Source organism: Aliarcobacter cibarius, assembly GCF_013372265.1.
GTDB classification, from domain to species: Bacteria; Campylobacterota; Campylobacteria; order Campylobacterales; family Arcobacteraceae; genus Aliarcobacter; species Aliarcobacter cibarius.
The window spans coordinates 554,739-574,600 of the sequence record NZ_CP054051.1 but is presented as its reverse complement, the minus strand read 5'-3'; the positions used below and the strand labels follow the sequence as shown (position 1 = coordinate 574,600).

Genomic DNA, 19,862 nt, shown 5'->3' with positions numbered 1-19,862 from the left:
CAAAAATTTTAAGCTTAAATTGTATCTAATTTTTCAAAAAAACTACCTAAAGCAAATATATTTAAAAATCAACCAATTTCCTATCTCTATTTTCAAAAGTAACACAACTTTTATACCCTATCTCTCTTACTAAAGATACAGACTCTTCATAACCAAAACCTATATGTTCAATACTATGTGCATCTGAGCCAAAAGTTATATTAATCCCTAAGTCATAAGCTTCTTCTAAAATTTGTCTTGATGGATAAGTTTCCCCTATTGGTTTCCTAAGTCCAGCAGGATTTATCTCTATAACCATATTTGATTTTTTTATCTCTTTTAAAGCCTCTTTTGCAATTAATCTTATATCTTTTTTAGGTAAAAATCTAAATACTTTTATTAAATCCAAATGACCGGCTATATCAAAATATCCTGTCTTTGCCATAGATTTTATTGCAAAAAAATAATCTTCCCAAACCTTATCAATATCTACACTAGCGTATACTCCAATAAATTCGGGATTATCAAATCCCCACATCTCATTCTTATTTTGCAGAAAATGTACAGAACCTATTAAATAATCAACTTTAGCATTTAATATTTCATCAAGCATATAACCATTTAAATAATCAACCTCATATGCTAAAAGAACTTTTATAACATCTTTATATTTACCTTTTGCATCATTTATCCATTTTTCATAAATAGCCTTTTCTTCTATTTTCATTCTATATTTTGGATCATAAGTCATAGGTGCATGACAAGAAAATCCATATTCATCAATTCCAAGTTCTATAGCTCTTTGTATATACTCATCTACACTTCCTGTTGCATGATTACAAAGAATTGTATGATTATGTAAATCTACTCTCTTTTTCACCATGCTAAAATTCCTGCTCCGTCAATTTCTTGACTTCTATCTTTTGCATAAACTCTTTTTTTATCTTTTAAATCATATTTCCAAATTGGAGCATTTTTTTTAAAATCTTCTACAAACAAATCTATTAACTCTAAAGCAACTCTTCTTTTTGGACTACAAATTCCAGCAATGTATGAACTTGTGTGATTCAGTACATCTCCTCTACTATGTGCCAAAAAAACTATTGCATTTTGTTTTTTTGCTCTTTCTTGCCATGAATTAAACCAAGATTTCAGAATTGGTTCATAAACATCAAATGATAAACCATCAATTTCATTTTCATCTCTAATTATTCCAACAAAAGTTATAAAAGCCCCATAATTCAAATTTTTATACTTGTTATACCAAGCATTATGAATTTTTTCAACTTCCAAAGCTCCATTATGAACTTGCAAATCTTCACTATACAAATCAACCTCCACAAACTGGAGGAAGTAAGCTTACTTTATCTCCATCTTTCAATTCAAAACTTTTAGAAGAAACTAAAGTATCATTTACTGCAACTGCACATGAAGCTAACCATGAAGAAACATCTGAATCATTTTGCAGTATTAAAGAAAGCTCTTGCAAGTCTTTTATATCTAAATTCATATCATCTTTATCTATTGGACCTAAAAACTCTATTTTTACCATTTTTAACCCTCTCTTATTAATTTTATATTATTATAGCAACTTTATTTAAAACAAATAAAGGCTTATATTTTATGATTTTCTCAAAAATAGATTTTATAAATTTGTTACCTTTCCATATTTATATCAAAAAAAATATAAAATCAAACCAACTTAAATCAAGTATTGAATACAAAAAATCATATCCATCAGTTATTACAAACAATTTCAAAAAAAGAAAAGTTCATAGCGCTTTTATCTCTTCAATTGGTTCAAGAAATGAAAAACATTTAGATTTTGGAATAATTGCTAGAAATGAAGTAGATTCAGTTTTAATTCTACCAAATAAAAAATCAAAAGATGATTTTCAATCAAAAACTTCAAATGCTTTAGCAAAAGTTTTAAATCTAAATGGAGAAGTAATTATTGGAGATAAAGCTTTAAAATTTTTTATTGAAAATAAAAATAATAAAAATGAATATATAATTGATTTAGCTAAATATTGGCAAGATAAATATAAATTACCTTTTGTATTTGCTGTTTTATGTTTCAATAAATATGAAAAAAGGTTAAAAGATTTAACAAAAAACTTTGATAAAAAGAAAATAAAAATTCCACAATATATTTTAGAAAAATACTCTAAAAGAAGTGGTATATCAAAAGGTGATATTTTAGAATATCTAAAAAAAATTGATTATGATATAGGATACAAAGAAAAAAGAGCTTTAAAACTTTTTTTAACTCTAACAAAAAATAAAGGTATAAAATGACAGTGATTGATGCAATTTATTTAGGAATCATTGAAGGATTAACAGAATTCATTCCTGTTTCTTCAACAGGACACTTAATAGCTCTTAGCAAATTTTTAGGTGTAGAACAAAATAGTGTAAACAAAGCTTTTGAAATTATTATTCAATTTGCTGCTATTATGGCTTTAGTTTTTGTATATCCATCTAAATTTACATTTAAACATATAAATCTTTGGATGAAAATTGCTTTAGCATTTATTCCTCTTGGTATAGTTGGATTCTTATTAGCAAAACAAATAAAAGCTATGTTTAGCATAGAAATTGTTGCTTGGATGTTTATAATTGGTGGAATAGTTTTTTTAATTATTGAAAAATTCTATGATGAAAGTAAAAAGCATGTTAGCGATGTTGAAGATGTTACATATAAGCAAGCTTTTTACATTGGTTTAGCTCAAGTTTTTGCACTAATTCCTGGAACTAGCCGTGCAGGTGCAAGTATTATTGGTGCAATGCTTGTTGGTTTTACAAGAAAGGCTAGTGCAGAATTTTCATTTCTTTTGGCAGTTCCTGTTATGTGTGCTACTACATTTTATGATGTTTACAAAAATTACGAAGAGATTTTACAAGATGGAAATTTTTTAAATCTTGCTATTGGATTCATAGTATCATTTCTAGTGGCATTGATAGTTATTAAACTATTTTTAAAATTCTTAGAAAAATTTACATTTGTAGCATTTGGAATATATAGGATATTCTTTGGAATTTTACTTCTTTTAATGTTTTAATATATCATCAACTATTTTTTCTATAGCATTAGGTTTAATAAATTCTCTTAAACCAATGCTAATCTTTTCTAATTCTACTTTGTCTAAAATTTCAAAAAATTTATCAATATTTAAATCATCTTCATTTTCTAAAAAGCAAAGATTTTTTTCTAATAAAGCTTTTGCATTATAATATTGATGATTTGAAGCTGCATATTTAAAAGGTACAAAAAAAGTAGGAAGATTATTTGCACAAAGTTCAAAAAGAGTAGAAGCTCCTGCTCGACTTACGCAAAAATCAGCTTCATACATCTTTTCAGTAATATCTTTTGTAAAATCAAAAACATCGGCATCAATTTTCAATTTCTCATACTCATTTTTTACTCTAGAAAAATCTTTTGCTCCAGTTTGATGAATTATTTTTATACCCATTTGATTTAATCTAGAAGCTAAATTTAATGCAAAGTTATTTATAGCAACTGCACCTTGAGAACCTCCAAAAAAAGCTATAGTTTTCAATTCTTTTCTTACTCTTCTTTTTTCAAAAAAAATTTCTTTTACTGGATAATCTTTTATTGCTGAGTTACTATAAAAAGAAGAATAAAATCCTTTTGCAAACTTCATTGTTTTTTTATTTAAAGTTCCTATAACAGAATTTTGTTCATGAATAAAAAGATTACAATCTTTTTTAAAAATTGTAGCAAAAGAAGTTGGAGCTGCTGAAAATCCACCAACAGAAATAACAGTATTAACATTATATTTTTTTAATATCAATAAACTTTCATAAGTTCTTTTAAAAATATTGAATAAGGATAGTAACTTTTGAATACCTTTCTTATTCACAACTCCACTTGTAGTCAAGAAAATAGCTTTTTTTAATCTTTTATCATTTTCAAACCAAGCAATATCTTGTCCAGAAGTTGAACCAATATAAATAACTTCAAATCCTCTTTTAACAAATTCATCTATAAAGACATCAGCAATTTTTAAATGTCCTCCGGTACCTCCACCAGTAATTACAATTGTATTACCCATTTTTAACCTTAAAATCAAATCTTATTGTTCTACTTATAGATAAAACCAATCCGATAGCTATTGACATTGCGAGCATAGATGAACCTCCATATGATAGAAACGGAACAGCAATACCCTTTATTGGTATCATTCCAGAAATTCCATAAGAATTTATAATAAATGCTACAATTATCATCAGTGCAACACTAACTGTAAAAAGATGATAGATTTTATTTTCCACTCTTCTACTTATTTTAAATATTCTCCAAATAATCATTAAAATAATAAATGCTATAAAAGCTAAACCTAAAAGCCCTAATTCTTCAGTGATTCCAGCTAAAACGAAGTCTGTATGAACTTCAGATAAGAAACCTAATTTTACATCTCCTAAGCCTATTCCTTGTCCAAAAAAACCACCATTATTTATTGCCTTTAATGAATATGAAACTTGATATGGCTCAGGTAAATCATCAATTCTTAAATATGTTTCAAAAGAAGATGGTAGAACAGATAATATTCCATCTTGAACCATTGACCACCATGAATGAATTCTTTTTATTCTGTGAGGTGCTGCAATAATTAATCCAACAACTCCAATTACAGCTAAACCACCTAAAGCTAAAAATATTTTAAATGACCTATTCGCAAAAATTATCAACACAACTAAAATTGCTCCTAAAAGAACAACTTGTCCCAAATCTTTTTGTAAAAATGCAATAATAAAAACAACTATCATAAAAAATAAAAAATATGGAGCAAGAATTATAGTGTCACCAATTAAACCCTTTTTAGGCTGATTTAAAACTTTTCTATTAAATGACCAAGAGATAAAATATACAAATCCTATTTTAAAAAACTCTACAGGAGATAGAGAAAAACCTGGAAGCCTAATCCATCTATTAGCACCTCCTGACTCAGTTACTAAAAATCCTGGAAGAATAGGCATTACAACCATTAATGCAAAAAAGAAAACAAAACAAAACATTCCAATTTTACCTAAAATTTTAGCTGGATCAGATTTAGACAAAAACCACATTATTGCTATTGATGCTACACCAACAACAAATTGTCTTAAGAAAAAATGGTATCTTTCATAACCAAAAAATTCTACTGTATAAACAGTTAATGAGTATGAAAAAATCATGCTCATTATTACTAAAATTGACACTAAAATAAACAGATAATAATCTGCCTGTCCTAATATAGGATTATAATTGTTTTGTTTAATATTGTTTTCGCTAAAATTCATATCTTATTATATAATATTATGGATAAATATGTCATCAAATAAAATCTTTGAAATTGATAATACTAAAAAAATAATAATACTTTTTGCTTTTATATTTTTCTTTGTAATTCTTCTTTTAACATCAATTTTTAGAACCGTAAACGATAAAAAACATTCAATTTCTCTAAAAGCTGAAAAAAAAGAACTTCCTGTTAGAGGAGATATTATAAGTGAAGATAATTTTAAAATTTCTACATCAAAAAAATTATATCGTGCTGAAATTGATACTAGACATATAAGCCCTGAAAAAAAAGAACTATTTTTAAATCTTTTTTCTATTTACAGTGGTATTGATTATAAAACTTTAAAAGATAAATTAACAGAAGGTGAAAAAACACCAGGTAACCTAGTTTTATCATATAGCATAAATTCAAGATCTGCAAAAAATTTAAAAGAATTAGATTTTAAATTAAGTCAGTTGGGCGTTTTCACAGCAAGAATGGTAAATGGATCAAAACTAGTTAAGAGATTAACAATTAGTGAAAGTGGTGAAAAAAGAGGTTTTGCTTACGGAAATACATTAACTCCAGTTATTGGATATATTTCAAAGTTTGAGACAGATAATGGTAAAACTAAAGTAAATGGAGTTAAAGGTTTAGAGAAATATTACAACACTTATTTAAATAATGTAAAAGATGGTATTTTAAAAGGACAAAGAGACGTTATAAACTATGTTAGTTTTGACAAAAATTCTGAAATGACTCAAAGAGTCGATGGAGCTACTTTAAATTTAAATATTCCATTAAAATTACAAAAAAATAATGAAACTACACTTGACAATCACAAAAAAAAGCTAAATGCTGATGAGATAATTGTTGCAATTATGGAAAGTAAAACTGGAAAAATCTTAACTATGGCATCATCAAATAGATTCAATCCTGAATCAATTAGACAAGAGGATATTCCAAATTTAAATGTAAATGCCGTAGAATATCAATTTGAACCTGGTTCTGTTGTTAAACCTTTATCCATCTCCTTAGCCATGGATAAAGGTTTAATCAAAAAGAATGAAAGTTTTCCAGCATATAATAGTGGTGGAGGAAAAGGTGCATATCCTATTGGAAGGTTTACAATTAAAGACGACCATAAATTCACAAAAAGCTACTTATCTCTTGATGACATTGTAATTTTTTCATCTAATATTGGTACTTTACAAATTGCGCAAAGATTAACTGGTCCAGAATTTTTTGAAGGTATGAAGAAATTTGGATTTGGAAGAAAAACTGGAATAGATTTACCTTATGAGAAAAAAGGTTTAATGCCTAAAATATGGCAATTTTCAGCAAATGATAAAGACAAAAGAGATAATATCTTTAAAGCAACTGTTTCATATGGTCAAGGTATGACATCTACATTTATTCAATTAATCAAATCTTATTCTGTTTTTAATAATGATGGAGTTATGGTTACACCTAGAATAGTTGATCACATAACTTATGATGGTCAAAAATACAAACCATTTGATGATAAACCTGAAAAAATTATTTCAAAAGAAACTGCTCTAGAAATGAAAAGAATGTTGGTTAAAACAGTTGATGAAGGAACAGGAAGAAGTGCTAGGATACCAGGACTTGAAATTGGTGGAAAAACTGGAACTGCACAAATTGCAAGAGGTGGAAAATATCTAAAAAAATATATTTCCTCTTTTGTAGGATTTGTAAATGATGATAAAGGTAACTCATATACTATTGGAGTTACTGTATTTAACCCAAATTCAACAGGTGTAAATTGGTACTATTACTATGCATCACAATCTGCTGTACCTGTGTTTAAAGAGATTGTTCAAAACTTAGTTAAATTAAACTATTTAATACCTAAAGAGGGTATAATTCAATAAAAATTTTAAAGGAAAATAATGTTTAGATTTAAAAAAGATTTAAAAGAATACAACTATACAAAAGAGGAATTATCAAAATTTAAATTTGCTAAAATTACTACAAGTAAAGGTATTATTTGGATTGAATTATTTAATGAAGAAACTCCTAATACAGTTTCTAATTTTGCAACATTAGCAAATGATGGTTTTTATAATGGATTAAACTTCCATAGAGTTATTGCTGGATTTATGGCTCAAGGTGGATGTCCAGATGGAACTGGTGCAGGTGGACCAGATTGGGCAATAAAATGTGAAGTAAATGCTCCTAAACAAGTTCATAATAGAGGGAGTCTTTCAATGGCTCATGCAGGAAGAGATACTGGTGGAAGTCAATTTTTTATCTGTTTTGTACCTTGTCCTCATTTAGATAGAAATCATACAGTATTTGGAGAAATAAATCCAAATGATACAGAGAGCTTTGAGGTACTTGATAAAATAAAACAAAGAGATGAGATTATATCTATAGAGATATTAGAGAGAAAGTAGAAAACTACATTAGGGCTTTTTTGCCCTAATTCCTAATTCAAATAATATAAATATTTGATAGCATAACTAAAATCAAATAGTAAAGCATTTTTAAAATGTATTTCTAAAACAAATCATAACTTCATAGATTAAAAAATATATAGTAATAATATGAATATAGATATATGTAGTATATAGTTGACCTGATTGAAACTAATATTTATGTATAACATTGATACATAACAAACAGAAACAAGTGATATAAAGACAATCTTGTATATAGAGTAATAAAAAAGTGAAATAAAGGAAAGTAATAAGATAAAAAAAAGAGATATTTAGGTGCGAAGTAAGATGCATAGGGATAAATAAATATTAGATAAAAAAAAAGCTTACCACTTTACACCGATAAGATGTAAAAAGGTAAGCTTTTGGGAAAAAACTCAAAGAGCTGGCAGCGACCTACGTTTCCACAAGGGGACCCTGCAGTATTATCGGCGATGAAGTGCTTGACTACCAGGTTCGGAATGGGGCTGGGTATTTCCACTTCTCTTTAACCACCAGCAAATTCGAGTGTTAAAAGCTTGAATAAACTCTTAACACTCAAATTGTGATTTTGAGAATCTAATGTTAAAGTCTTTATTTGTATTTCATATTTGTATCTATATTAATAAACACTAATTAAACATAATAAATATGCTTAATAAGATAGTAAACCAAAGAAAATTGTTTAAAATAAGCCAAACGTTCTATTAGTACTGGTCAGCTAAAGGGCTTACACCCATTACACATCCAGCCTATCAACCAGCTAGTCTTGCTGGGAACTTCAGGGAAAGTTCATCTTAGAGTTGGCTTCGAGCTTAGATGCTTTCAGCTCTTATCACATCCCAACGTGGCTACCCAACGATGCTCTTGGCAGAACAATTGGTACACCAGTGGTTGGTTCATCCCGGTCCTCTCGTACTAGGGACAAATCTCTTCAACTTTCCTACGCCCACGGAAGATAGGGACCGAACTGTCTCACGACGTTCTGAACCCAGCTCGCGTACCGCTTTAAATGGCGAACAGCCATACCCTTGGGACCGACTACAGCCCCAGGATGCGATGAGCCGACATCGAGGTGCCAAACCTCCCCGTCGATGTGAGCTCTTGGGGGAGATCAGCCTGTTATCCCCGGCGTACCTTTTATCCTTTGAGCGATGGCCCTTCCACGCAGAACCACCGGATCACTATGACCGACTTTCGTCTCTGTTCGACTTGTTGGTCTCACAGTCAAGCTAGTTTATGCCATTATACTCAACGATGGATTTCCAACCCATCTGAACTAACCTTTGTAAGCCTCCGTTACTATTTAGGAGGCGACCGCCCCAGTCAAACTACCCACCAGACATTGTCCTGAATGAGGTTAACTCATCGCAGTTAGTAACTCAAATATTCAAGGGTGGTATCTCAAGGATGGCTCCGACTCTACTGGCGTCTAGTCATCATAGCCTCCCACCTATCCTGCACATGAATATCCAAGCTACAGTGTCAAGCTGTAGTAAAGGTGCACGGGGTCTTTCCGTCTTTCCGCGGGTAGGAGGAATTTTCACCTCCACTACAATTTCACTGGATCCCTCTTTGAGACAGCTCCCATCTCGTTACGCCATTCATGCAGGTCAGTATTTAACTGACAAGGAATTTCGCTACCTTAGGACCGTTATAGTTACGGCCGCCGTTTACTCGGGCTTCGATCAAATGCTTCGCTTGCGCTGACATCATCAATTAACCTTCGAGCACCGGGCAGGCGTCACACCTTATACATCCACTTACGTGTTAGCAAAGTGCTGTGTTTTTGGTAAACAGTCGGGAGGGACTCTTTGTTGCAACCTCTTTAGCTTTTTGGAGCAAGTCCATATACCAAAGTAGGCACACCTTATACCGAAGATACGGTGCTAGTTTGCAGAGTTCCTTAAAGAGGGTTCTTCCACGCGCCTTAGAATACTCATCCCACCCACCTGTGTCGGTTTACGGTACGGGCAACATATAATATACTTAGTGGCTTTTCTTGGCACGACAGTATCATCGATTCTCCATCTCCTCCGAAGAGTGTCAAGAGCCTGTAAGATCTCGGTCTAACGTTAAGCGGATTTGCCTACTTAACAACCTACATCCTTCGAGCCACACTTCCATCCGTGACCTCGATTAACTCTATGCGTCCCCACATCGCGCTTATATGTTGGTATTGGAATATTAACCAATTTGCCATCGTCTACCCCTTTCGGACTCGACTTAGGACCCGACTAACCCTACGATGACGAGCATCGCGTAGGAAACCTTGGGTTTTCGGCGAACAGGATTCTCACCTGTTTTAACGCTACTCATGCCTGCATGCTCACTTCTATCCGCTCCAGCACTCCTTACCGGTATACCTTCAACGCTGAATAGAACGCTCTCCTACCACTCAATTAAAAATTGAATCTAAAGCTTCGGTGTACATCTTAGCCCCGTTATATTTTCCGCGCAGAATCACTAGACCAGTGAGCTGTTACGCTTTCTTTAAAGGATGGCTGCTTCTAAGCCAACCTCCTGGTTGTCACAGTAACTCCACATCGTTTTCCACTTAGATGTAACTTAGGGACCTTAGCTGTTAGTCTGGGTTGTTCCCCTCTTGACGACGGATTTTATCACCCACCGCCTGACTCCTGTGATTCCACATATAGTATTCATAGTTTGATAGGGTTTGGTACCGCGGTAAGCAGCCCTAGCCCATTCAGTGCTCTACCCCTATATGCTACAACACAAGGCTATACCTAAATATATTTCGGAGAGAACCAGCTATCACGAAGTTTGATTGGCCTTTCACCCCTATCCACAAGTCATCCCAAGACTTTTCAACGTCAGCGGGTTCGGTCCTCCACTGGCTCTTACACCAGCTTCAACCTGCTCATGGATAGATCACTTCGTTTCGGGTCTGCAGCATCTGACTATGTCGCCCTATTAAGACTCGCTTTCGCTACGGCTTCGCACTTGGCTTAACCTTGCCAGACACCACAACTCGCAGGCTCATTATGCAAAAGGCAGTCCATCACCCTGATAAATCATAGGGCTCTGAATGATTGTAAGCTAATGGTTTCAGGTTCTATTTCACTCTGCTCGCTGCAGTACTTTTCACCTTTCCCTCACGGTACTTGTTCACTATCGATCTGTAAGTAGTATTTAGGATTGGAGGGTGGTCCCCCCAGCTTCAGTCAAAATATCACGTGTTCCGACCTACTCAGGATACTATTAGCGTTATTGAGAATTTTAATTACAGGAGTATCACCTTCTATGCTCTAGCTTTCCAACTAATTCATCTATTCTCTTTAACTACACATTATAGTCCTACAACCCCCAATGCAAGCATTGGGTTTGTCCTAATCCGCGTTCGCTCGCCGCTACTGACGGAATCTCAATTGATTTCTCTTCCTCTGGCTACTGAGATGTTTCACTTCACCAGGTTCGCTCCCCGTAGGGTAATATAATTCTCATTATATTGGGTTGCCCCATTCAGAAATCCCCGGATCAAAGCTCTTTGGCAGCTCCCCGAGGCTTATCGCAGCCTAATACGTCTTTCATCGCCTCTTACAGTCAAGGCATCCACCATTAGCCCTTAATAGCTTATAAACGGAGCCTAAAAAAATCTTACGATTTTATTCAGGTTCCTTTTTTCTTGCCTAAAAATTCTAGTTTAACTAAAACTTCTAAATTTGATAATATTCTTTGGCTACTATCTTATTAAACATATTGTTCAATAATATAGTTGTGTTATCTATAGTTATATTTAATATCTCTATTAAATTTTTTAGATATGAAATTTTTTTATTTAAATTTAAATATCGCTATTCAAATTTACGAAAAAATTTTAAAGACTTTAACATTATATTTTTAAATATCATTTAGAAACCTATTTTATTAAGTTCTAATATAAATCTTATAATCATATTATAAAACTTATATTAAAACTTTAAAAGCTCTTACACTCTTAAGTTTAATAGATGGTGGAGAATAGCGGGATCGAACCGCTGACCTCCTGCGTGCAAAGCAGGCGCTCTCCCAGCTGAGCTAATTCCCCAGATTATTTATGGTGGGCCTATCAGGACTTGAACCTGAGACCTCACGATTATCAGTCGAGCGCTCTAGCCAGCTGAGCTATAGGCCCCTTCACCTATTTTTTCAAATAATCTTTATAAACCGAACATATTATCTTAAATCTTCTTTGTTCTTCTGAATAGTTAAGAAACAAATCTTAACTTATTTCTCTGAAAGGAGGTGATCCAACCGCAGGTTCTCCTACGGTTACCTTGTTACGACTTCACCCCAGTCGCTGAATCCACTGTGGAAGGTAGCTACTTTAGCATCCCCGCTTCGAATGAGTTCAACTCCCATGGTGTGACGGGCGGTGAGTACAAGAACCGGGAACGTATTCACCGTAGCATAGCTGATCTACGATTACTAGCGATTCCAACTTCATGTAGTCGAGTTGCAGACTACAATCCGAACTGGGAGATATTTTATAAGATTTGCTCCACGTCACCGTATTGCGGCTCATTGTATATCCCATTGTAGCACGTGTGTAGCCCTGGACGTAAGGGCCATGATGACTTGACGTCGTCCTCACCTTCCTCCTACTTGCGTAGGCAGTCTCCTTAGAGTTCTCAGCCGAACTGTTAGCAACTAAGGACGAGGGTTGCGCTCGTTGCGGGACTTAACCCAACATCTCACGACACGAGCTGACGACAGCCGTGCAGCACCTGTATATAAGTTTCTGCAAGCAGACACCAATCTATCTCTAGAAAGTTCTTACTATGTCAAGTCCAGGTAAGGTTCTTCGTGTATCGTCGAATTAAACCACATGCTCCACCGCTTGTGCGGGTCCCCGTCTATTCCTTTGAGTTTTAATCTTGCGACCGTACTCCCCAGGCGGTACACTTAATGTGTTAACTGCATTACTGCAAGATCAAGTCTCACAACAACTAGTGTACATCGTTTAGGGCGTGGACTACCAGGGTATCTAATCCTGTTTGCTCCCCACGCTTTCGCATCTCAGCGTCAATAATGTTCCAGTAGATCGCCTTCGCAATCGGTATTCCTTCTGATCTCTACGGATTTTACCCCTACACCAGAAATTCCATCTACCTCTCCCACATTCTAGACTAACAGTTTTCAAAGCAGTTCTATAGTTAAGCTATAGGATTTCACTTCAAACTTATTAATCCGCCTACATGCTCTTTACGCCCAGTGATTCCGAGTAACGCTTGCACCCCCCGTATTACCGCGGCTGCTGGCACGGAGTTAGCCGGTGCTTATTCATATAATACCGTCATTATCTTCTTATATAAAAGGAGTTTACGCACCGAAATGTGTCATCCTCCACGCGGCGTTGCTGCATCAGACTTTCGTCCATTGTGCAATATTCCCCACTGCTGCCTCCCGTAGGAGTCTGGACCGTGTCTCAGTTCCAGTGTGACTGATCATCCTCTCAAACCAGTTATGCGTCATTGTCTTGGTAGGCCATTACCCCACCAACTAACTGATACAATACAGGCTAATCTCTTACCAATAAATCTTTCCCTTACTAACTTTAGTTAGTAAGGAGTATAAGGTATTAGCAAACGTTTCCATTTGTTATCCCTTAGTAAGAGGCATATTACCTATACATTACTCACCCGTGCGCCACTTAGCTGACAATTATAGCAAGCTATAACCCGTTCTCGTTCGACTTGCATGTGTTAAGCACGCCGCCAGCGTTCACTCTGAGCCAGGATCAAACTCTCCATAAATTATTGATTAATCTAATTAATCATTATGTAGTGTATGAAACTGACATTTTTGTTTTTTATTACTAAATTACAAAATTATCACTCAAATTTATAGACAAGAATTTGACTTCTTGTTCATTATTTTTTTGTATTGAATATTTAAGATTAACATATTCGGTTTACAAAGATTATTATCTTTACAAACTTACTTCATTTTTTAAAGATCTTAACTTAACCTCTCTCGGTCAAATTGGACGGGAATTATAATAGGATTTTTCTCAGTTGTCAAGAGCTATAAGCTTAAATGTCGCTTAAATTTTGGAAATTGTCTAATTTCATTGTATCTGTCCAGTATTTGGTGAAATTTTTATCTCAAAAATCTCATTATCGTTTGATATGAATCTTATATTACATGAGTCACTTATTTCATATGAATATTTTTCATTTGAAAAATTTGATAACTTGGAATAAACTCTTCCATCATTTCCAAAAGAAAGTTGTCCTAATGAATCTGTATTATTACAACTCATATCAATATTTTTAATATTATAATTTTTTGTAAGTAATGCATATTTACTATTTGACATGTTTTCTTCACAAGAATTAGTTGAATATATATACTTATTTGTAAGAGGATCTTTTAAACTTTCTATTTGATTCGGATGACCTGTCATATTATTATCACTATATATGACAAAATATATTCCTCCAATATTTTGATTACATCTAAAAAATTTCATTGTCCATCTTTTTTTATTCCATAATGAAATATCTTCATCATACTTATGATCTAGCAAAGCTTGATATCTAAGAAGTTTCAAATATAAAGTAACTCTATTTTTAAGTTCATGAAATTTATTTATATTATTCTTTGGAATAAATATAGAATATATTATTGATACAAGCAATATTATTAGTATAAATTCAAATAATATCGATGCTTTCTTGATTATAATTTTTTAATATAGACAAAAAATATATCTTTACCTAGATAATTTATAGCTATTTTTTCATCATAATTATAAAATTCTTTTGTAGATAAAAAATATCTATCTCCAACTTCTATTTGATAAAACTTTAATCTCAAAGCTAATTCATTATCATCTACTATAATATTATTTATATTTTTTGCCTTTAATTCTTTTGATAAATCTTTTGCAAAGTGGTATTGGTAAACAAAATGTTTTTTTGGTTCAGGTAGAACATAATATAAAGGTTTATTTATAAAAGTTAAAAATACGTTTATAAAAAGCATAAAGATAATTAAAATAGCCAAAATATTGTAAGCTTTTCTAAACTCTTTAAGTCTAACTCTATATGCATTTAAAAACATTTTTAACATCATTGGTAAAAAAATCACAACAAATGGTGCAAAGTCTTCTATATAAACTCTTTGCCTAAAAGATATTATTATGGACAAAATTAATGCTGTAAAACTTATATACCAAACTAAATTTGTATCTTTCGAAAAAGCTACCTTATATATAGCATATAAAAAATATAAAAATAATACTGGTGAAAATATTGCTGAATAAATACCAACAGTATCTATTAAAAAACCTTTTGGTTTTCCATCAGTTGAGAATCCATATATATAAAGTGATAAAAAGAATAATGTTACACTTAAATACAATAATAGTCTATCTTTTGTTTTAAAAGAAAAGAAAAACAGTGATAAAAATAATATGGCAAAAGAGTTATCAACTAAAAGTAAAAATGGAAGAATTACATACAAATGTTTTTGGTATGTTTGATAATAATAAATATAAATTAAAGTAAAAAAGATAACTATTATTGCTGTATTAACTAATAAAGAAGCACTTAAAACACCAGGTAATGTCATAAATATTACTATATTTATAAATCTATCTTTCTCATATTTAAAATAATTTTTTGTAATTTTATACATTAAGAATGAGCTTAAAACATAAAAAATTACAAAAGGTCCTCTTAATGCCAAATCATTTTGTCCAAAAATATAGGTAGAAATATTTGTAATAATAGATAAAACAGATTCATTTACAAATAAATTTAAAGCTTCTTTATATGAAATACTCAAAGAGTATTCCACTTTTAAAAATAATAATCCTGTAATAAAAATAAGAAGTAAAAAAAAGTAAATTTTAAATCTATTTTGGTTCATAATTATATTTTTAAGAAATTATCTATGATTTTATGACCATATTCACTTAAAATTGACTCTGGATGAAATTGCACACCATAAATATTTTTACCTTTAATTTCTAAAGACATTATTTCTCCATCATCTAGACTTTTTGATGTAACAATTATATCATCTGGTAAATCTATATTTTCCACTATTAAAGAGTGATATCTTGTTTGAATAAACTCTTCTGGTAAAGTATCAAATATTTTTGTACTTTTTAGAACTTTTATTCGAGAAGTTTTACCATGCATCATATTTTTTGCGCGCACTACTTTTGCTCCAAAAACCTGAGCAATTGCCTGATGTCCTAAACATATACCAAAAATTGGAACAACTCCTGCAAACTCTTTTATAACTTCAAGACAAACTCCAGCTTCATTTGGAGTAGCTGGACCTGGAGATATTATTATCTTTTCAGGATTTAAAGCCTTTATCTCTTCTAAACTTAACTCATCATTTCTAATAACTTTCAAATCTGCACCTAGTTCTAGGCAATACTGTACAATATTGTATGTGAAGCTATCATAATTATCAATCATTAAAACCATTATAAATCCTCTATAAAAATTCCATTATTATACCAATAAAGTTTTAAATCATATCTTTTATACTTTTGATAATCATTCTTAATATTAAGATATATCAAAGTTTAAAAATTATAAGATTCTTCATTAAGATTGAATTCGATTATTAAATAAATTTAAAGGACACAAAAAATGTTTAAAAAATTAGCAATTTGTTCTTTGCTTTTTACAAATATTTTATTTGCTACAAATGAAGTAAATGTATATTCTCAAAGACATTATGATTCAGATAAAGCACTATTTAAAAAATTTGAAGAAAAAACTGGAATTAAAGTAAATCTTGTAACAGCAAAAGCCGAAGAACTAGTTTCAAGACTTTCAATAGAAGGTGCAAATAGTCCAGCTGATATACTTATAACTGCAGACATTGGAAATTTATATGAAGCAAAAGAGAGAGATTTACTTCAATCAGCAACTTCGAAAACTTTAGAAGAAAATATTCCAAGTCACTTAAGAGATGAAGATGGAAAATGGTTTGCAATCACAAAAAGAGCCAGACTTTTTGTTTATAACCCTAAAAAAATTGATCCAAAAGATTTAAGTGATTATTTTTCTCTTACAAAACCTGAATTTAAAGGTAAAGTGATAACAAGAAGTTCTACAAATGCATATAATAAATCACTTCTTGCTTCTATTATTGCACATAATGGAGAAGAAAAATCGTTAGAGTTTGTAAAAGGTTTAGTAGAAAATTTTGCTAGAAATCCAAAAGGTGCTGACAAAGATCAAATAAGAGCAGTTGCTTCTGGAGAAGCTGATATAGCTATTGTAAACTCTTACTATTTAGGTGTTATGGCAAATAGTGGAGATAAAGTTGATGAAAGCATTGCAAAAGAGGTAAAAGTATTTTTTCCTGCACAAAATACAACAGGAACACATATAAATATCTCTGGAGCAGGTGTTACTAAATTTTCACCAAATAAAGAAAATGCTATAAAATTAATAGAATTCTTAACAAGTGTTGAAGCTCAAGGAGAATTAGCTCAAGGAAATTATGAATATCCAATAAATCCGAAAGTTAAACCAGCTGGAATTGTAGCTTCATGGGGTGAATTCAAAGAAGATACAATAGCTTTAAATAAAGTTGGGAAAGAGACAAAAAAAGCTGTTGAAATAGCAACAAAAGGAAATTGGAAATAAAAAATCTAAAATCTTTTATAGCCCCTATTTTGGGGTTATTAATCTCTTTACCTATTTTAATTCTAATAGTATATTTTCTTTTTAGTGGCTCATTAAACAAAGAATATTTAGAAAGTAGCTTTTTATTAGACTATACATTAAATACATCGTATTTAATAGTAGGTACTGCAATATTTGTAGTAATCATTGGAGTAATTACTTCTTATTTAAGTGCAAGATTTGAATATTTCGGAAGTAAATTCTTCTCAATTTGTTTTGTTCTTCCTTTAGCTTACCCTGCATACATATTTGGTTACACATACGTTGGTTTTTTTGAATTTCGTGGACTTCTATCACAATTTTTTGATGATACATCTATAAAACTTGACATTTTAAATATGCCTGGTGCAATATTTATATTTACTATTGCTATGTTTCCTTATGTTTTTATTTTAGCTAGAGTCTCTTTTTCTATGATTTCAAAAACTATAGTTGAACTAATTTCTTTACAAAAATTAAATCCTGTAAATGCTTTTTTTAAAGTTTATCTTCCTTTGTCATACCCTGCTATTTTTGCGGGAGCAATTTTAGCTATTATGGAAACACTAAGCGACTATGGTACAGTTTTATATTTTGGAGTTGAAACATTTAGCGTTGGAATTTTTAAAAATTGGTTTGGTTATGGTGATTTAAGTGGAGCTATTAATATAGCTATTGTTTTACTAATTTTTGTATTTTCTATTCTTTTAGTTGAACATAACATTAGAAAAAAATTTAGATTTTCAAGCTCTACAAATAGTGATGAAAAAGCTTCTAAAATAAATTTAAAGGGTAAATGGAATTTTTTAGCATTTTTAATCTCATTTTTAATAGCTTCTATAACACTTTTTATTCCAACTTCTGTGTTAATTTATTGGACATTTTTAGATATTAATACTTTAGATTTTACAGCATTTTCATATTTATTTAATACACTAAAACTAAATATAATATCTAGTTCTTTTATAATATTCTTAGCATTCTTTATAGTATATTTTTTAAGAAAATTTCCAACAAAATTTTCAAGTATAACGCATAAGCTTTCTATGCTAGGATATTCTATCCCAGGAGCTGTAGTAGCTGTTGGATTACTTTTAATAGCAAATTATATTGACAAAGCTTTAGGATATATGTTCTTTAGTGGCTCTTTTATTATTTTAATTTATGCTTATGCCACTAGATATTTTGCTTCAAGCATTGGAAGTGTTGAAAATGGTTTTAGTAAAATCAATAGTTCTCTTGATGATGCTAGTAAAATTTTTTGTAAAAATGAAAAAGAGTCAATATTTAAAATTTATCTTCCAATTTTAAAACCATATTTATTAAGTGGATTTTTAATTTTATATATTGACATAGCAAAAGAGCTACCAGCTACTTTAATTTTAAGACCATTTAACTATGATACTTTAGCAATTAGAGTTTATGAATTAGCAAGTAATGAAATGCTTTATAAAACAGGATTTCCTTCTTTAATACTTGTTTGCTCAACTGCAATTGCTGTATTACTTTTAAATTATAAACCAAAAAGAAAGATGAAATGAAAAAAATAGTTGAAATAAAAAATCTAAGAAAAACATTTTGTAAAGGTGATATTTGCGTTGCAAATAGTCTTAATCTAGATTTAATTGAAGGTGAAATTTTCACAATTCTAGGAACTAGTGGAAGTGGAAAAACCACTTTTCTAAGAATGCTTGCAGGATTAGAAAAACCTGATAGTGGAGAAATTTCGATAGATCAAGAAAAAGTATTTTCAAACAATATAAATCTTGAACCTAATAAAAGAAAAGTTGCTATTGTATTTCAAAACTATGCACTTCTTCCGCATATAAATGTTGCTTCAAATATTCTATTTGGAAGTAACGCTTCAAAAGAAAAGTTAGAAGTAATCCTAGAAAAAACTAAATTAAAAGGTCACGAAAAAAAATATCCTCATGAACTTAGTGGAGGTCAACAACAAAGAGTTGCACTTGCACGAGCTATCATAAATAAACCAAAGATACTACTTCTTGATGAGCCATTGAGTAATATCGACACAGAGCTAAGAAATATTTTAAGAACTGAATTAAAAGAGATGATAAGAGAGTTTAATATAACTGCTTTATTTATCACTCATGACAAAGAAGATGCTTTTTTCCTTTCAGATAGAATCGCAATAATGCATGGTGGAGATATTTTACAAGTAGGTACAGCAAAAGAGTTATATAACAATCCAAAAACTCTTTATTGTGCAAGTTTTTTAGGAAAAATAACAAAAATAGACGAAAATAGTTATATAAGACCTGAAAATATCAAAATATCTGAAAATGGTCAAATAGAGGGAATTGTAAAAGAAAATATATTTTATGGTAACTTCAATGAAATTACAATTTTTGCAAATGGACAGAATTTAATAGTTAACAGCAGTGATGAAAATTTAAAAGTTGGAGATATTGTAAAACTAAGTTTTGAAGATAGAATCATGAAATTTTAAATTCAAATAATATTTTGATTAATATTGTATTTATATAATTTTT

15 protein-coding genes, 2 tRNA genes and 3 rRNA genes are annotated in these 19,862 nt (G+C 31.0%); 7 read left to right on the top strand and 13 right to left on the bottom strand.

Going from position 1 to position 19,862, the window contains the following annotated elements; genetic code table 11:
* Positions 1-61: 61 nt before the first annotated feature.
* Genes hisJ through ACBT_RS02720 form a run of 3 tightly spaced genes read right to left on the bottom strand, consistent with a single transcriptional unit; the run spans position 62 to position 1,531 of the window.
* A complete protein-coding gene (hisJ, locus tag ACBT_RS02730) occupies positions 62-859 on the bottom strand; it encodes a histidinol-phosphatase HisJ (protein ID WP_323053511.1) in 798 nt (265 codons plus the stop codon).
* Positions 856-1,293 carry a molybdopterin synthase catalytic subunit gene (locus ACBT_RS02725; RefSeq protein ID WP_024775600.1) on the bottom strand — a complete coding sequence of 146 codons (438 nt, stop codon included), beginning with the start codon at positions 1,291-1,293 and terminating at the stop codon, positions 856-858. Before ACBT_RS02725 ends, hisJ begins: the two co-directional genes overlap by 4 nt.
* Before the next feature lie 16 nt (positions 1,294-1,309).
* On the bottom strand, positions 1,310-1,531 hold the full coding sequence (locus tag ACBT_RS02720; RefSeq protein ID WP_024775601.1) for a MoaD/ThiS family protein: 222 nt from the start codon (positions 1,529-1,531) through the stop codon (positions 1,310-1,312).
* A 71-nt stretch (positions 1,532-1,602) separates the two neighbouring features.
* On the opposite strand from ACBT_RS02720, the gene ACBT_RS02715 reads away from it, so the two are divergent.
* Both ACBT_RS02715 and ACBT_RS02710 read left to right on the top strand, forming a co-directional pair.
* Positions 1,603-2,277, top strand: coding sequence for an MqnA/MqnD/SBP family protein (locus ACBT_RS02715; RefSeq protein WP_024775602.1), 675 nt, complete (start codon positions 1,603-1,605; stop codon positions 2,275-2,277).
* The gene (locus tag ACBT_RS02710) at positions 2,274-3,041 is read left to right on the top strand and encodes an undecaprenyl-diphosphate phosphatase (RefSeq protein ID WP_024775603.1); all 768 of its coding nucleotides are present in this window, start codon (positions 2,274-2,276) and stop codon (positions 3,039-3,041) included. Before ACBT_RS02715 ends, ACBT_RS02710 begins: the two co-directional genes overlap by 4 nt.
* Here the strand turns inward: ACBT_RS02710 and ACBT_RS02705 are convergent.
* Positions 3,030-4,055, bottom strand: coding sequence for a UDP-N-acetylglucosamine--N-acetylmuramyl-(pentapeptide) pyrophosphoryl-undecaprenol N-acetylglucosamine transferase (locus tag ACBT_RS02705; protein WP_034218703.1), 1,026 nt, complete (start codon positions 4,053-4,055; stop codon positions 3,030-3,032). The genes ACBT_RS02710 and ACBT_RS02705 overlap by 12 nt on opposite strands.
* Positions 4,048-5,283, bottom strand: coding sequence for an FtsW/RodA/SpoVE family cell cycle protein (locus ACBT_RS02700; protein WP_024775605.1), 1,236 nt, complete (start codon positions 5,281-5,283; stop codon positions 4,048-4,050). Before ACBT_RS02700 ends, ACBT_RS02705 begins: the two co-directional genes overlap by 8 nt.
* Before the next feature lie 28 nt (positions 5,284-5,311).
* On the opposite strand from ACBT_RS02700, the gene ACBT_RS02695 reads away from it, so the two are divergent.
* Positions 5,312-7,159, top strand: a complete 1,848-nt coding sequence (locus tag ACBT_RS02695; RefSeq protein WP_024775606.1) for a peptidoglycan D,D-transpeptidase FtsI family protein — start codon at positions 5,312-5,314, stop codon at positions 7,157-7,159.
* Positions 7,160-7,177: 18 nt separating this feature from the next.
* The gene (locus ACBT_RS02690; protein WP_024775607.1) at positions 7,178-7,684 is read left to right on the top strand and encodes a peptidylprolyl isomerase; all 507 of its coding nucleotides are present in this window, start codon (positions 7,178-7,180) and stop codon (positions 7,682-7,684) included.
* Between the two features lie 425 nt (positions 7,685-8,109).
* Here ACBT_RS02690 and rrf read toward each other — a convergent pair.
* From rrf to ACBT_RS02650, 8 genes are all read right to left on the bottom strand, one after another.
* Positions 8,110-8,225: ribosomal RNA gene (gene rrf / locus ACBT_RS02685) — 5S ribosomal RNA — on the bottom strand.
* 166 nt (positions 8,226-8,391) lie between these two features.
* A 23S ribosomal RNA gene (locus tag ACBT_RS02680) occupies positions 8,392-11,305 on the bottom strand.
* A 372-nt stretch (positions 11,306-11,677) separates the two neighbouring features.
* Positions 11,678-11,753, bottom strand: a tRNA-Ala gene (locus tag ACBT_RS02675).
* A 10-nt stretch (positions 11,754-11,763) separates the two neighbouring features.
* Positions 11,764-11,840, bottom strand: a tRNA-Ile gene (locus ACBT_RS02670).
* A 103-nt stretch (positions 11,841-11,943) separates the two neighbouring features.
* A 16S ribosomal RNA gene (locus ACBT_RS02665) occupies positions 11,944-13,461 on the bottom strand.
* Together the 16S, 23S and 5S rRNA genes with 2 tRNA genes alongside form the textbook arrangement of a ribosomal RNA operon.
* Before the next feature lie 314 nt (positions 13,462-13,775).
* Complete coding sequence (locus ACBT_RS02660) at positions 13,776-14,348, bottom strand: type II secretion system protein (RefSeq protein ID WP_228130316.1); 573 nt, start codon at positions 14,346-14,348, stop codon at positions 13,776-13,778.
* 41 nt (positions 14,349-14,389) lie between these two features.
* Positions 14,390-15,499: a glycosyltransferase family 39 protein gene (locus ACBT_RS02655; RefSeq protein WP_228130315.1), complete on the bottom strand. Its 1,110-nt coding sequence runs from the start codon at positions 15,497-15,499 to the stop codon at positions 14,390-14,392.
* Positions 15,500-15,585: 86 nt separating this feature from the next.
* A complete protein-coding gene (locus ACBT_RS02650) occupies positions 15,586-16,155 on the bottom strand; it encodes an anthranilate synthase component II (protein WP_024775717.1) in 570 nt (189 codons plus the stop codon).
* A 168-nt stretch (positions 16,156-16,323) separates the two neighbouring features.
* Between ACBT_RS02650 and ACBT_RS02645 the strand changes: the two genes are divergently transcribed.
* Genes ACBT_RS02645 through ACBT_RS02635 form a run of 3 tightly spaced genes read left to right on the top strand, consistent with a single transcriptional unit; the run spans position 16,324 to position 19,819 of the window.
* The gene (locus ACBT_RS02645) at positions 16,324-17,331 is read left to right on the top strand and encodes a Fe(3+) ABC transporter substrate-binding protein (protein WP_024775716.1); all 1,008 of its coding nucleotides are present in this window, start codon (positions 16,324-16,326) and stop codon (positions 17,329-17,331) included.
* Complete coding sequence (locus ACBT_RS02640) at positions 17,322-18,890, top strand: ABC transporter permease (protein WP_024775715.1); 1,569 nt, start codon at positions 17,322-17,324, stop codon at positions 18,888-18,890. Before ACBT_RS02645 ends, ACBT_RS02640 begins: the two co-directional genes overlap by 10 nt.
* Positions 18,887-19,819 carry an ABC transporter ATP-binding protein gene (locus ACBT_RS02635; protein WP_024775714.1) on the top strand — a complete coding sequence of 311 codons (933 nt, stop codon included), beginning with the start codon at positions 18,887-18,889 and terminating at the stop codon, positions 19,817-19,819. The genes ACBT_RS02640 and ACBT_RS02635 overlap by 4 nt, the downstream gene beginning before the upstream one ends.
* Positions 19,820-19,862: the final 43 nt, after the last annotated feature.